This window comes from Pseudoalteromonas luteoviolacea H33-S (assembly GCF_001625695.1).
Taxonomy (GTDB): Bacteria; Pseudomonadota; Gammaproteobacteria; order Enterobacterales; family Alteromonadaceae; genus Pseudoalteromonas; species Pseudoalteromonas luteoviolacea_B.
Map to the genome: position 1 here is coordinate 88,831 of NZ_AUXY01000053.1, position 13,348 is coordinate 102,178.

15 protein-coding genes are annotated in these 13,348 nt (G+C 40.7%); 9 read left to right on the forward strand and 6 right to left on the reverse strand.

Annotated features, from left to right (window positions below):
• Positions 1–64: 64 nt before the first annotated feature.
• Genes N477_RS05320 through N477_RS05325 form a run of 3 tightly spaced genes read right to left on the reverse strand, consistent with a single transcriptional unit; the run spans position 65 to position 1,127 of the window.
• Positions 65–670 carry a hypothetical protein gene (locus N477_RS05320; RefSeq protein WP_063360473.1) on the reverse strand — a complete coding sequence of 202 codons (606 nt, stop codon included), beginning with the start codon at positions 668–670 and terminating at the stop codon, positions 65–67.
• Positions 671–829 carry a hypothetical protein gene (locus tag N477_RS25910; RefSeq protein WP_155731807.1) on the reverse strand — a complete coding sequence of 53 codons (159 nt, stop codon included), beginning with the start codon at positions 827–829 and terminating at the stop codon, positions 671–673.
• Positions 801–1,127 carry a helix-turn-helix domain-containing protein gene (locus N477_RS05325; RefSeq protein WP_063360472.1) on the reverse strand — a complete coding sequence of 109 codons (327 nt, stop codon included), beginning with the start codon at positions 1,125–1,127 and terminating at the stop codon, positions 801–803. The genes N477_RS25910 and N477_RS05325 overlap by 29 nt, the downstream gene beginning before the upstream one ends.
• 165 nt (positions 1,128–1,292) lie before the next feature.
• Here N477_RS05325 and N477_RS05330 point away from each other — a divergent pair, with 165 nt between their 5' ends.
• Positions 1,293–1,613, forward strand: a complete 321-nt coding sequence (locus N477_RS05330) for a helix-turn-helix transcriptional regulator (protein ID WP_063360471.1) — start codon at positions 1,293–1,295, stop codon at positions 1,611–1,613.
• A 234-nt stretch (positions 1,614–1,847) separates the two neighbouring features.
• Here N477_RS05330 and N477_RS05335 read toward each other — a convergent pair whose 3' ends face one another.
• Positions 1,848–2,303 carry an NfeD family protein gene (locus N477_RS05335; RefSeq protein ID WP_063360470.1) on the reverse strand — a complete coding sequence of 152 codons (456 nt, stop codon included), beginning with the start codon at positions 2,301–2,303 and terminating at the stop codon, positions 1,848–1,850.
• Positions 2,304–2,306: 3 nt separating this feature from the next.
• Entirely contained in the window at positions 2,307–3,260 is a 954-nt protein-coding gene (locus N477_RS05340; RefSeq protein ID WP_063360469.1) for a slipin family protein, read from the reverse strand.
• 201 nt (positions 3,261–3,461) lie between these two features.
• Between N477_RS05340 and N477_RS05345 the strand changes: the two genes are divergently transcribed.
• Positions 3,462–4,082, forward strand: coding sequence for a class I SAM-dependent methyltransferase (locus N477_RS05345; protein WP_063360468.1), 621 nt, complete (start codon positions 3,462–3,464; stop codon positions 4,080–4,082).
• Between the two features lie 24 nt (positions 4,083–4,106).
• On the opposite strand, the gene nudB is transcribed toward N477_RS05345, so the two are convergent.
• Positions 4,107–4,535 carry a dihydroneopterin triphosphate diphosphatase gene (gene nudB, locus N477_RS05350; protein ID WP_081216344.1) on the reverse strand — a complete coding sequence of 143 codons (429 nt, stop codon included), beginning with the start codon at positions 4,533–4,535 and terminating at the stop codon, positions 4,107–4,109.
• Between the two features lie 687 nt (positions 4,536–5,222).
• On the opposite strand from nudB, the gene N477_RS05355 reads away from it, so the two are divergent.
• From N477_RS05355 to N477_RS05385, 7 genes are all read left to right on the forward strand, one after another.
• A complete protein-coding gene (locus N477_RS05355; protein ID WP_063360467.1) occupies positions 5,223–6,269 on the forward strand; it encodes a tetratricopeptide repeat protein in 1,047 nt (348 codons plus the stop codon).
• 74 nt (positions 6,270–6,343) lie between these two features.
• Positions 6,344–8,230 carry a M6 family metalloprotease domain-containing protein gene (locus N477_RS05360; RefSeq protein WP_063360466.1) on the forward strand — a complete coding sequence of 629 codons (1,887 nt, stop codon included), beginning with the start codon at positions 6,344–6,346 and terminating at the stop codon, positions 8,228–8,230.
• 304 nt (positions 8,231–8,534) lie between these two features.
• On the forward strand, positions 8,535–9,548 hold the full coding sequence (locus tag N477_RS05365; RefSeq protein WP_063360465.1) for an SDR family oxidoreductase: 1,014 nt from the start codon (positions 8,535–8,537) through the stop codon (positions 9,546–9,548).
• Between the two features lies 1 nt (position 9,549).
• Entirely contained in the window at positions 9,550–10,773 is a 1,224-nt protein-coding gene (locus tag N477_RS05370) for an aspartate aminotransferase family protein (RefSeq protein ID WP_081216335.1), read from the forward strand.
• 9 nt (positions 10,774–10,782) lie between these two features.
• Positions 10,783–11,229, forward strand: a complete 447-nt coding sequence (locus N477_RS05375) for a type II toxin-antitoxin system RatA family toxin (RefSeq protein ID WP_063360463.1) — start codon at positions 10,783–10,785, stop codon at positions 11,227–11,229.
• Entirely contained in the window at positions 11,226–12,341 is a 1,116-nt protein-coding gene (locus tag N477_RS05380) for an acyl-CoA dehydrogenase family protein (protein WP_063360462.1), read from the forward strand. The genes N477_RS05375 and N477_RS05380 overlap by 4 nt, the downstream gene beginning before the upstream one ends.
• A complete protein-coding gene (locus tag N477_RS05385) occupies positions 12,341–13,165 on the forward strand; it encodes a formyltransferase family protein (protein WP_063360461.1) in 825 nt (274 codons plus the stop codon). The genes N477_RS05380 and N477_RS05385 overlap by 1 nt, the downstream gene beginning before the upstream one ends.
• The last annotated feature ends 183 nt before the right edge of the window (positions 13,166–13,348 follow it).

Sequence of the window (13,348 nt, forward strand, 5' to 3'; positions counted from 1 at the left end):
CACTATTAAAATAATCATCAACTCAGTAATAAAAATAAGAGCTAATCGTGTTTTTTAGCTAGCTTCATTCTTGCTCAACTGGGAGTGCTTCTTCTGAGCGGTGAGCATACACACTGGCGAACAAACAGATACTAGCTAAGCCAATTAAAATAGATTTGTAGATTTCAATATTATAATACATATGGGTTATCTCCCAAAGATGGCGTACTTGATCTTCCGGAAACCCTAAGCGCTCTAAGTTACGTATGAAATTTTCGCCTAATGCGTATAGATCTACAAAGCAAAAAAGCATAAATACATAAAATAAGCTGTTTGCCATATCAAATAGCTTTGGCTCTTCTCTTAAGAAGTAGAGCGCTGACCTTCTGCAGTATAAGCAGATACATAAATTTATTATAAGTGAGAAGGAAAAATACCATATGTTTTCAGTAAAGCCTGTGTACTGCCCATATACGAAGTAATCTAATACGGTGGTTACAATGAGTTCCGCTAGCATAAACAGTAAAAGATATAGCAGAAAGACACTCATCTTAGGCAAATGAGCCGTTTTATAAAAAGCAAAAGCCAAGCACACTATAAATATGATTGTTTCATAAACTGGTGTTTTCATACTGTAAACGGCAAAAACAACCACGGCAAAAATTAGCAATAGTTTAGTAAATGGTTTCACTCAACCTCCTTGGAAATCATCTGGAATAATCGTTACTGATGGGTAGTCAATGGCTACGCTTTGCTGTTTAGGTGCAGAGCCTTTACCCGTATTAACTCCTGCACATATCTGTTTAAGTTGCTCGTTATTGTTAATCAGGTGTTTTTGTTTTATTTTCATGTTTTTCATCAGAGGCCTTTAATTCGGGTTCTTTTTCGATACAAGCGTTATTGTATTTTCCAGCAACTCCAGCCATGGAGGCCAAAAAACCGTACACATCTATCTTACACCCATTGTGTAATTTAGTTAACACGCTTTGAGGAAACTCAGACGTCCCATTCAGGTAGTTATTCATTGTACTGCGTGACACACCCGCTTTTTTGCAGCCTTTTGACACAGAGCCTTGTTTTGCAATGAGTTCTTTCCTTACAAAGTGCCTCAGCTTTTCCCCGAATTTAAACGGGTCAATTTCATCCATAACCTAAACACCAGATTAAAAATTAAATGCATGTTAACTTCTTGTATTTGTTTTATCAACAAGTGTTGGTGGTGGTAATTGTAATAAAGTTGTCCAGATTCTGGAACACGGGTTCTGTTAAATTGTGTGTACTCATTATTTTATAAGGTTTGAAAGGAAATCATCATGACCCTTAAATATGTTATCGAATCTAACACCAAAACGAATAAAAGCTTTATACACAACAGACCTGTTAGGCAAATGCGTGTGTCGCAGTTTAAAATGAATATGCAAAAATCAATTCGCCGATTAAGAAAAAGCAAAAAATTAACGCAAAGGCAGCTTGGTAATATTTTGGGTGTTGATCAGGCTACTATCAGCAATTTTGAGAGTGGTAAAACGATTATGACTTTAGATCTTGCTTATGAGCTTATTCTCGTTTTTGGCTGTGATTTTTATATTGAGTGTGATTTATCCGGGATTATGAGTTTACCTAAAGCCAGTTAGCAATATATTCAATCTTGTCTAAATAGACCTGTGCAAATACATTATAAAGGACAAGTGCTCGAGATAATTAATAGTCGACGTCATATTGTGGCAAGAGCATCATGTGTTTGCTGATCTAGATAACCCACAATTTCAAGACAATGCGCTACTGGCGATTGAGCGCTTCAGTGTTAAATAAAATAAAACGCCCACAATGAGTGGGCGATGTGTAAAAGGTTATTTTGCAGGGAAGTATCATTCAGCAGGTGCGACCCACAGTACGCCGACAGATTTTTCGACGACCTTCACTTGTACGCCTTTTTCGATTTCCGTTTTACTTTTTAATTGCCATTGAATGCCTGAGTATTGATAAAAGACTGGGCTTTCATTATTCAGATCTTGCTCTAGCGTAAAACTAATCTCTGCAAAATCACTGTCTACTTTTTTGCTATCTTGTTGTGATTGCATTGCTTTGAGCGGTTTCCATAACACACCAGCAAGCAAGGCTGTCAGCACACCATTGATCCATGCGGCATTTAATAAACTTGGCTCAACGAGCCCAAAGTACATAAATACGCCGCTGGTGATAAGGGACAAACCTAAGAAAAACAGCACAAAGGTTGCAAACCCCAAGACAATGACTTCAATGCAAAGTGCAACTAAGCCAAATATTATGAGTGCTTGAGGCAGATTGTCGGTTATAAACGTCATAACTTACCCATTTTTCTTGCTATTTAATGTATTAATTATAGACATTCCCTGCGCCACAAGAGAGCTTGCATCAGTGCCGTTGTCAGGGAGCAGTACAACTGAAGACTCTTTTGCGATGGCTTCTTTCGCAGAGATTGCTTTAGTGGCTAAGTCAAGTTGTATGGCTTTTTGACCTTCTTCAGTATTGGCTGCTTCACCGACTTTTTTAAGTGCATCAGCTTGTGCTTCTGCAACGGCTATGATGGCTTTGGCTTCACCTTCTGCTTTGAGAATTTGCTCGGCTTTTTCAGCTTCTGCGGCTAATACTTGTGCTTGCTTTTTACCCTCAGCAACATTTATTTCGGCTTGACGGTCGCCTTCAGACTCTAAAATCTGCGCACGTTTAACACGCTCTGCTTTCATTTGCGCTTCCATGGCTTCCATCACAGAATTTGGCGGCACAATATCTTTAATTTCATAACGAAGGACTTGAATACCCCAAGGTTCAGACGCTGCATTGATAGCTGTAACAATATTGGTATTGAGCATGTCACGTTCTTCAAACGTTTTATCCAGTTCCATTTTACCCAGCTCACTACGCATAGTCGTTTGCGCTAATTGCGTCACCGCAAAAACATAATCATCAACGCCGTACGTTGCTTTGTATGGATCAAGTACCCTGAAGTAAAGTACCCCGTCAACCACAAGCGAGATGTTGTCGCGGGTGATCGCTGATTGAGAAGGCACATCGGTCGCTTGCTCTTTCAAGCTTCTATCGGCAGCGACTTGATCGATAAAAGGGATAATAAAATTTAAACCGGCTTCTTTGGTTGATTGATATTTACCAAAACGCTCAATTATCCAAGCGCGATTTTGCGGTACAAATTTAATTGAACCTTTTAAGATAAAAATGACAAAAATTAGCAGTACAGCTTCGATGGTGAACAAAAAGTTCAGTATTGTCGTGACTGGATCCATAAAGTTACATTCCTTATTAATAGTCTTATCTATACCATAACACGATGTCGGTAAGAGTTAAATTTAACTGTTTAGGCTGATGTAGTTATACTTATTTTTCTGCAGAAAATAACAAGTGTACGCGCTTGTTTGTCATTATTTTGTTATAAAAATTACCTATCCTAGATACTACAGCAGAACATATTTTTTGAGGTATCGACATTGACCGCGCAGTACTACGAGCAGAATGCACTTAAGTTAGCCAAGCTCTATCAGTCAGACAGTTTCGAATCATTGCATGCAAATTGGCTAACTCATCTAACGCCTTATTTTAACCGGCAAAAGTTACAATTTCTGGATATTGGTGCTGGTGCGGGCAGGGATGCAAAATTCATAGTCGAACAGAGCCAAGGCGCCGAAGTTGTTGCAGTAGAACCCGTCAGTTCAATCAATAGATTAGGTCAAGCTTACACGAGAGATTTACCCATTGTATGGCTTAGAGATGAGTTGCCATGCCTATACGAGGTAAAAAAGAAATTTGAAGCATTTGATGTGATTTTGGTCAGCTCAGTTTTTAACTATCTAGATGATAGCGCTTGTGTTCAAGCACTCTTAACAATTAGGCAGTTGCTTAAACCTCAAGGGTTATTGATAGTGAAACTAAGGCACTGTAATGACAGTGCGCATCTGAAAGAGCGTGGGTTGACGAATATAGACATCGACACATTATCTATCATGGCGCACAGTGCAGATCTCGAGTTAGAGCTCACCACTGCTCAAGAGCCTGATGCGCAAGGTCGTGTGCATACAAGATGGCAAACTCTACTATTTAAGCCTATTTAATGATGAGTAGGCTGATAACGCGTTTTAGATAGCAAGGATTTCTTTTTTGTTACTCGCCGACCACACTTTGTTGGCTGCGCTTTGTTGGTTTAGCCAAATATAGTCAGTGTGTTCTTCATCACACAAGGTGACTTGCACATCATTCGGGACGCAAACACTAAACACATGTTCTGAGTTTATTTTGGCGTTGCTTTCATACCGGTGGCGCCATTGAGGCCTGATCTCGTACTGATTGATGCTGTTATGTTGCTTAATTTTGATGCCCAAAGCATGGGCGTCTATACCGGTTTCTTCTTTTAATTCTCGATACGCTGTAGTGAGCGGCTCTTCCCCTCTGTCTATACCGCCTGTTACAGACTGCCAAAATTCAGGGTCATCTTTTCTTTGTAAAATTAAAAATTGCTTATTTTGATTGTAAATAACGACAAGGACAGATAACGGTTGGCGTAACATTATATTTTCCATAGGTGTAAGTACCATTTTATTATACCAAGTGATACGTACAACCGTGAGCTTTTGGGCATCTCTCCCATAAAAAAGACAAAAAAAAGGCAGGCCAAACGCCTGCCCAATCTCCAATAGCAATAAACTTTGCCAAGGAAATACCCAATAAACCAACATCCTTATCAGTAAGCTCTACTTCTCGGGAGTTCTAGGAGCCACTTAATTAAGTGGTGTCTCCAAAGGAACAACCTCATCCTACATGGATGTATTCAAAATGTAAACTGTTTTGGCGTTAAAATTTATACTTGTGTTAATTTTGTATATTTTGTTTATAAAATTTGCACTTTTATGCGTTTATTCATATGGCCATTAAAAAGCCAATAATTACAGTCGAGTATAAATTAAGGTTGAAGAGTTATTGTATTTTTCCCTTTAATAGGTAAAATTCGCTAATAATTAAGATAATGATTTTAAATGAATTTTATTTTTATCATTAAAGTGTAATTTTCTTTTTAGTTTTGGTTTGTAAAATAATTGTTTTTTTTGGTCTGGTTCTGCCAGTTTGAAAATCTGACTTATTGGCTCTTGACTGGCATTCAGACAAGCGCTGCATAACTGGGTAAATTTTTAACTTAACTTGGATTTCGTTATGTTCTATACCATGCTTAGACGGGACTGAAATAAAATACTGGCATTATGTTTATAGCATTTTGGTTATCTGTGGTTGTTGTGATGTCGCCAAGCGAAATGTTCATGACCCTCAATCAATTAAAAGAACTCAATAGCAAGAATCCGCAGCACGCTGCACACGTTTTTAGTACTGTAAAATCAAGGTTGCCTAAAAAGCCAAGCCGAGGACTCCTCGAATTATACCTTGTTGGCTTAGAGGCGGGAGTCCGAGTGGAAGATGCGGATATTGTCCAGCATATTGTGACTGTGCTTGAAAGTGACCAGTGGAAAGAGACGGTTGAGGGGGCTGAACTTGATATTGCAACCGCTGTCGCCATTTATCACAGGCGAATTCACGATTATGCCTATGCAGAGATCTTAAACGAGTGTGCTATATCTTATGCTGCTGATCCAAAAGAGTTTGCCAGAGTGGCGAATAACATGGCTGTGGTGTATCGATACAGTGGGCAGCCAGAAAAAGCGCAAAATATTTTGAATGAATCCCTGATGCTGGCTGAAGATAGGGAAATTGTTGCCAACATAAAAAATAACTTGGGCAATATTTATTTTGATCAAAAGAAATATCGTCATGCTCAACTTATGTATATTCGAGCATTTCGTTATCATTCAGAAGTAGGGCAATCGGGTTATGCAGCTGGTACCGGGCTTAACTTGTTAAATACCCAAATATTTTTAGGCGACTGGCCGAGCTTTGAACGCTACCGCGCATCTGTTGCGTTAGAAGTGAAGCAGAGCGGGCAAGATATGTTTAAGTTTTTTTTCATGTGGCAAACTTATCTCAATGAGCACCTGAATTATGATACTCCTTTATCTGAAAAGAAAGTCTCAACGTTAATTGATACAATCCCACTATTGCTTAAGAGTGAACTAGGGCCATCTTTGGCTTATTATTCGAGTTTATTTCAAAACGATAGATTACGCAGCACACTTCTTAGTCAACTTGAAAAAACACCGGATATCAAGTCAGTACAAGAACCCAATGGCACTCGGGTTAAGCTTGAAAGACTTTGCACGACTAGAATAATTGCAAAAAATCACTATTTCAATCGTTAATATAAATTGTCATTGGTTAAATTTTGATTAATAATTTAGTTTCCTATTTCGGAAAATATGTAAAGGAAACTATAATGAAGTTAATTAAACACGTAGCGATATTGTCATCTTTAATCGCACCCACCTTATCTTACGCCGCGATTCCATACCACAATGAGACATATCAATATACTCAACCAAATGGAGAGGTTGTATCCATTACTCTACATGGCAACACCTACTATGCAGAGCAAAGAGCACATGATGGTAGGTTAGTTGTTTACGACAAAAACTTAGGTGGTTTGTCGTATGCGTCAGTAAACAAAACTGGCACTGACTTTGAGTCACTCGGTATCCTTGTATCTGATAAAGGACATATAGGAGAGCAGGTTACACACTTTGACATCACCACACAGGCTGGCTTATCTGCAGAGGCCATTCAAAATTTGGTTATTCAAAAGCAAGATGAGTTATTACCCGCGATTGAAAGCCCGCTTTTATTGAGTACACAAAGTGCCAACGTTGAAACTCAAGTAACTGGTCAGATCAAAGGGTTAACCATTATTATTGATTTTCCTGATGAGCGCGGCAGCATCATGAAATCTCAGGTTGAACGCTTTTTGAATGATCAAAACTACACCGAATTTGGCAATGCCCAATCTGTTCGAGGTTACTTTCTTGAGGTATCTGATAACAAGTTAGATTACACCAACACCGTTACTGCATATTACACTGCGAAAAAAAATAAAGCCTATTATGCAGACTCTAATTTAAGTTCGACTGTACGCTCTCAAGAATTGATTAAAGAAGCGTTAGATTGGCTTGAATACCAACAGGGGTTTGATTTTTCAACATTATCTACCAATAGCAGCAATCAAATACGCGGCCTCAATATTTTTTACGCGGGTAATTCAGATAGCTCATGGTCAAAAGGGCTGTGGCCGCATATGGCGAGGTTGAGCCCAAGATTTTGTGCCGATGGCGTGTGTACTGACCGATATCAAATTACGGATATGCGTGCCAGTTTATCCATAGGTACATTTGTGCATGAGTCAGGGCACTTGATCACTAATTGGCCTGATCTATACGATTACGATGGCAGTTCTCATGGCTCTGTTGCTAGTTATGGTGTTATGGGATTTGGTGCGATTGGCACAACGAATAAATTTAAACCGACCCCGCCTGTTGCACATTTCAGAGCAATAGCTGGATGGGATACCGTGACAGAGTTAAACCCTGCGGTTGATCAGAATGCACCAAAAGGGGTACTTACGCACACTTCAGGTGCGCATACATCCTATAAATGGACCAATCCAAGTAATCGCAACGAGGCATTTTATATCGAAGCTATCCACCAATCAGGCCAAAACTCTGAACAGCCCGGTCAGGGGTTAGCGATATGGCATGTGGATTCGAGAGGTAGCAACTCTAATGAGTGGTACCCTTACATCCAAATGGAACATGCTGATGGCAATCGTGACCCTGAGAATAAGCGCAATAGGGGTGACGGTACCGACCTATTTATAGCAAATGGAGAGTTTAGTAATTTATATCCGAATAGTTTGTCTTCAAAAGGAACTAATTCACTTTGGTGGAATGGCTCTGATTCAGGGCTGTCTATTTCCGGTATTTCAGGTCCAGCTAAAACCATTTCGTTTACCGTTGAATCGTCTGATGTTGAGCCGCCTAAAGGTGAAACTTATCGCGGGACGCTTAGCAATAAAGCACAGCAAATTCAACCTAATGGTAGTTGGTTTCAATATGCTGGTGGCACTATATCCCTTGATTTAACAGGCCCAAGCAATGCTGATTTTGACTTGAAACTTGAGCGCTGGCAAGGTGGGGGATGGACGCAAGTATCAATCTCAGAAACACCTACATCAGTTGAGTCAATTTCGTATAGTGCTGCAAATGGATACTATCGCATAGTTGTGTATTCATATTCAGGCGCAGGTGATTACACTTTAATTGTTAATAAGTAATGCCTTAGTGTAAAAGCTCACAATCACAAGTGGATCAGATGCTTAGCATGGGGTCCACTTTGTAAATCCTCATCAACAAAAACTTTTCATCAATATTTTGTGCACATTTCCCTGTTAAATCTCTCTTACATCACCGCAACGAGCTGTTTTATTTGCAGTGATAGATATAAACGAATCTCGCAAGTTAAAATTTAGTAAAATATTTGTTTGATCTGAAATTGAAAATCATTATCATTATTACCTGTAAAGGGGACTTTGCAGTATATAGCGTGCTTTTTACACACAAAATGATTAAGGAGTAATTATGTCTCGTAGATTTTTATTGACTGGCGCGACTGGGGTCGTGGGGCTCTCAATGATAGAGCTTTTATCACCAAATGATGAGATTGTTATTCTAGTAAATCAACGATCTTTTAATGAATTGCCTCAAGGGGTAAGTCAGCAAATTCAGGGTGATATCCGTAAAGCCAATTTTGGCTTAAATGATGAGCAAATAGCTCAACTTGAAGGTATAGATTGTATCGTGCACAGCGCGGCACTAACAGACTTTACCGCCGATCCAGATGTGTTAGCTGGGATAAATGTGGCGGGTCTTAAACACGCCATCCAGCTGTCTGAGCAGTTAAACGTACCGCTTATCCATATAAGCACTGCTTTTGTAAAAGGTCGAAATGGTCATGATTTTAATAATTATGAGCAAAGCAAACGCGAAGCAGAAGCTTGCCTCAGTGACAACATCACGGTTGTTCGTCCATCTGTGATCATTGGCGACAGCGCACAGGGTTTGATGCCTAAAAAGCAAGGGCTACATAACATGCTTAAACTTGCCACCAAGGAAGTTATCCCGATAGTCCCTGGAGATGCGAGCACATTGGTTGATGTGATCCCCCGCGATATTGTTGCTAAATGTATTTTGACGATAGTGGATAAAAAGTTATCGGGTGAGTTTTGGTTAACTGCGGGCACCTTGGCTAAAACATTAGGCGACTTGCTTACACTAGGTGAGGATGATGATATCACATCACGTTATGATGTGCGTTTCAAAGCGCCTAAGCTAATGAGCCCAACCACCTTTGAGAGGTTGGTTAAACCCGTATTTATGCCGGCACTGCCAAAACGCTTCAAACGTATGTTTGAAGAAACCTCCATTTATTTAAAATATCTTGATATGTCAGAAGGTTTTCAATCTGATGTACCGCATCTAGCTGAGGTTGCAGGCGAGTGTTACAACTATGATGTACGCCATACACTGGCTAAAAACTTGGTTGCATATGATCATCAACACCCTTTGATCACTGAGCTTTCGGGAGCGCAGTGACGTGAGAGAGGAAACACTCGAACTACTTAAGGCGCACAGTAACCGCTCAAAAGCACGTTTATCTAGCATGATGAGCTTGCCCATAGAGCAAAGTGCTCATTGTGCTGAGATTATCGATGAAAATGGCAAAACTTATTTAGACTTTGGTGGGTTTGGGGTCTTTATTTTGGGCCATAAACATCCTCAAGTCGTGGCGGCGGTCAAATCGCAAATAGATATTATGCCAATGAGTTCACGCACGCTTGTGAGCCCAAATTTGGCTTCAGCCAGTAAAAAACTGGTAGATATTTGTCCTGAGCCTATCCAATATGCCTTTTTCACTAACTCTGGTGCGGAATCCACAGAGCTGGGACTGAAGCTCGCCAGAGCGAATGGGTGTAAACATATTATTGCCGTAACGGGCAGTTATCATGGAAAGTCACTAGGTGCTTTGTCGGTAACACACCGCGATGAATTTCGCACGCCATTTGCGCCTTTGTTTGACAATGTTGAGTTTGTCGAGAGAGACAATGTTGCGGCACTAAAAGCGGCGTTTGCTAAACACAAAGAGCCTGTCGCTTTTATTGCTGAGCCTGTTCAAGGTGAGGGCGGTGTTTATGCCCTGAGCTATGAATTTTTGCATACTGCCAAGCAGTTATGTGAGCAATCAAAAGGCCTTTTTATCTGTGATGAAATCCAGTCTGGGCTCGCTCGCACTGGCAGTATGTGGGCCATTGATAAACACAACATAGTGCCGGATGTCATGCTGGTTGGCAAAGGCCTCAGTGGTGGCGTCGTGCCGTGCGCAGCTGTGGTTGCTACAGAAGCTGCTTTTGCACCGTTAAACAAAGATTTTATGCTGCATTCAAGTACCTTTGGCGGCTCTCCGATTGCGTTGGCTGCGGCCGAAGCGACGATTGATGTGTTGCTTAAAGATCAAATTGCAGAACGAGCATCCAAGATAGGTCAAAACATTGTAACCAAATTAAAAAGCATTGCGGCGGCACATAACCACAGTGCTTCGCAGGGAATCATTGTGCGCGGTGAGGGGCTTTTGATCGGGATTGATGTTGGTAGTCCTGCTCGTGCAGGCCAGCTCACTTTGTCACTTTTGCATCATAACATCCTGACGAGCCACTCATTAAGTAATGCGTCTACGGTGCGCTTAACCCCGTGTGCTTTTTTAACTGACGAGCAGTTAACACAGCTTTATACCGCGTTTGAAAACGCAATTGACAAGATTTAAGGAAATACCATGAGAGACGTAAAATATACCCAAACAGTTAATGCATCGGCGGTAGAAGCATTTGAGAAAATTGCTGACTTCAAATCATTTGAAAGTCATTGTCAGGCGGTGATCTCTGTTGATGTGACTGAGATTAACGAGACTGAGTCTGAGTCAACTTGGCTGGTGCATTTTCACGATGGAAAAATGTCGTGGCGCGAACGCGATATTTTCAACAAAAGTGACTTGAAGATTGAATTTACGCAAATAGAAGGGGATGCAGATATCTTTGAAGGGTTCTGGTCTATTGAAGCCCTTTCAGAAGGTCAATGCACAGTGACATTTGATGCGCGTTTTTGCATGGGGATCCCAACGCTTGCGGATATTTTAGAACCAATTGCGGAATCTGCTATCAAGCAAAATGTTGAGCAAATGTTGAGCGAACTATTCGCCAGCCAGCAAGAGGCCGTTGCATGAGTACATTCCAAAACGCGCAGCATTTGCTGCGCGATACGTTGCCAGAATTGGCAAATTATTTGGCCGAAACCCCCTTTGACGCACTAGAAGATGAGAAAAGCCAAGCCATCAATATTTTCAGGGAGACAGGTGGTGCACCTACCTTGGTGAAGCAAAAGTATGGTGGAAAAGGTCTGGATGCATGGCAAGCCGTGCAATTGCAAATGGCCATTGGTGGCGCATCGCCATCGTTAGCAATTGCTGTTGGCATGCATCAGTTTTCGATTGCGACTTTGCAAGAAATGGCGAAAGTGGGTAATGGACTGGAGTCTTTGATGTTAGAAGGGATCTCCCGTTCAAACTTATTGGTGTCTTCTGCTTTTAGTGAAGGGCAAATAGGTAAAAGCATATTAAAAAGCTCAATTGTCGCCAAAGAAGTGGACAAAGGTTATGTGATTTCAGGCGTAAAAAAACCGTGTAGTTTAGCTCACTGCATGGATTTATTGACTGCCAGTGTGCAAGTTGAACCTAAAGACGGTGAGCCTTACTTTGCTGTTGCCATGATCCACAAAGCATGCGAGGGGATCTCGGTTGAAAAGTTTTGGCAAGCACCTTTTTTACAAGCGAGCCAAAGTGAAGCTGTCGTTTTAGAAAACGTGTTTGTGCCGCATTCAATGTTAGTGAATGTAGATGAAAAGTCTGCTTATCAGTCACATGTTGCCGGTTTTGTGTGGTTTGAACTCATCACCTGCGCGTCATATTTAGGCATGGTGTGTGGTTTAGTTGAGCGTGCTTGTGAGCTTGGCAGATTGCAAGGTACAGATAAGGCGCAGGCTCATATTCAATTAGAAGCATGTGCATTATCGTTAAAAGCAATCGCTGCAGACATGAATGAGCAAACGCAAGACACATTGGCACAAGTATTAAGTGTGCGCTATCACTTGCAAGACGTATTAGCGAATGTAACGCAAAGTACGCTGAGTTTAGTTGGGGGAATTAACTACATTAACAATGGATACTTTGCGACGATTGCGCAGGTAGTACATGCATTCAATTTTCACCCACCTGCCAAGCATGCCATGTATGGACCTTTGAATCAGTACTTCGATGGTCAAGAGTTGGAGATGGTGTAATGCGTATAGCGCTGTGCAATATTGAAAATATGGCGACACAACCAGCCATTATGCAGGTGTTAGAGAGGCACAAGGATGAGATAAAATTGGTGATCACCAGTGATCCGTACTCTAAAAAAAATGGCGGGTTTTTAGCGCAAGCGTATAAAAATATGCGCTTTAGAGGGTACGGATTCACAGAGTATCTTTTTGTAAAAATGGTATTTTTATCTCTAATACGCCCGTTGTTGAAATGCTTTGGTGTGGATGTGTTGCCCAGTATTGAACAGCGCTGTAACGAGCTGGGTATTAAGTATATCAAGGTGAAAGATATTAACTCAGCGGGTGTGGTTGAGCTTGTTAAAAACCAAAGTATTGATTTGCTGAGTATTTACTATTTTGACCAAATTTTACATGACGAGATCATTAATTCTGCAACACAAGGTGTAGTCAATTTTCACCCAGCATATTTGCCAAAATGTCGAGGTTTGTTCCCGATCATGTTTAGCTATCTTTATAACGAAGAAAATTATGGTATTTCTGCACATTGGGTTGAAAATAAAGAGATTGATGCCGGGCCTTTGATCGCTCAAAGTGCGATAAAGGTGAATGGTGCGACATGTTTATTGGAGATAGATAGACAAGTGAGTAACTGCTTTCCGGCTTTATACGCGCAAGTATTAGAGTTATTGAAGTGCCAACACGTGGAAGCGAGGGATCAATCTCAGCAAAGTAGTTACTTCTCATATCCGACGCGAATACATTTGCGAGAGCTGAAAACGACTTTGCCTTTGATAAAGTGGCGATGGGTTCTACGCAACATGGGTAAGAAAAGTACACAATGAGTGGGTTTACAGAGACTTATATGAAAATAAAGTTGAAATTTTTTTAGTATGCCTAGTATAAAAATCAAACAAGGGTACAATGAACACGACTTTAGATAATTTATTCTAATTTCGATTGTACGACAACATTGGATGAGCGGGCCTAATAGTCCGCTCTAGGTGTTTTAAACGCTTTATATTTGA

What these genes read in the sequence shown, in the direction of transcription:
- N477_RS05360 (WP_063360466.1), top strand. Translation starts at nt 6,344, where the DNA reads ATGAAGTTAATTAAACACGTAGCGATATTGTCATCTTTAATCGCACCC.
- N477_RS05330 (WP_063360471.1), top strand. Translation starts at nt 1,293, where the DNA reads ATGACCCTTAAATATGTTATCGAATCTAACACCAAAACGAATAAAAGC.
- N477_RS05335 (WP_063360470.1), bottom strand. Translation starts at nt 2,303, where the DNA reads ATGACGTTTATAACCGACAATCTGCCTCAAGCACTCATAATATTTGGC.
- N477_RS25910 (WP_155731807.1), bottom strand. Translation starts at nt 829, where the DNA reads ATGAAAATAAAACAAAAACACCTGATTAACAATAACGAGCAACTTAAA.
- N477_RS05385 (WP_063360461.1), top strand. Translation starts at nt 12,341, where the DNA reads ATGCGTATAGCGCTGTGCAATATTGAAAATATGGCGACACAACCAGCC.
- N477_RS05325 (WP_063360472.1), bottom strand. Translation starts at nt 1,127, where the DNA reads ATGGATGAAATTGACCCGTTTAAATTCGGGGAAAAGCTGAGGCACTTT.
- nudB (WP_081216344.1), bottom strand. Translation starts at nt 4,535, where the DNA reads ATGTTACGCCAACCGTTATCTGTCCTTGTCGTTATTTACAATCAAAAT.
- N477_RS05375 (WP_063360463.1), top strand. Translation starts at nt 10,783, where the DNA reads ATGAGAGACGTAAAATATACCCAAACAGTTAATGCATCGGCGGTAGAA.
- N477_RS05355 (WP_063360467.1), top strand. Translation starts at nt 5,223, where the DNA reads ATGTTTATAGCATTTTGGTTATCTGTGGTTGTTGTGATGTCGCCAAGC.
- N477_RS05340 (WP_063360469.1), bottom strand. Translation starts at nt 3,260, where the DNA reads ATGGATCCAGTCACGACAATACTGAACTTTTTGTTCACCATCGAAGCT.
- N477_RS05365 (WP_063360465.1), top strand. Translation starts at nt 8,535, where the DNA reads ATGTCTCGTAGATTTTTATTGACTGGCGCGACTGGGGTCGTGGGGCTC.
- N477_RS05380 (WP_063360462.1), top strand. Translation starts at nt 11,226, where the DNA reads ATGAGTACATTCCAAAACGCGCAGCATTTGCTGCGCGATACGTTGCCA.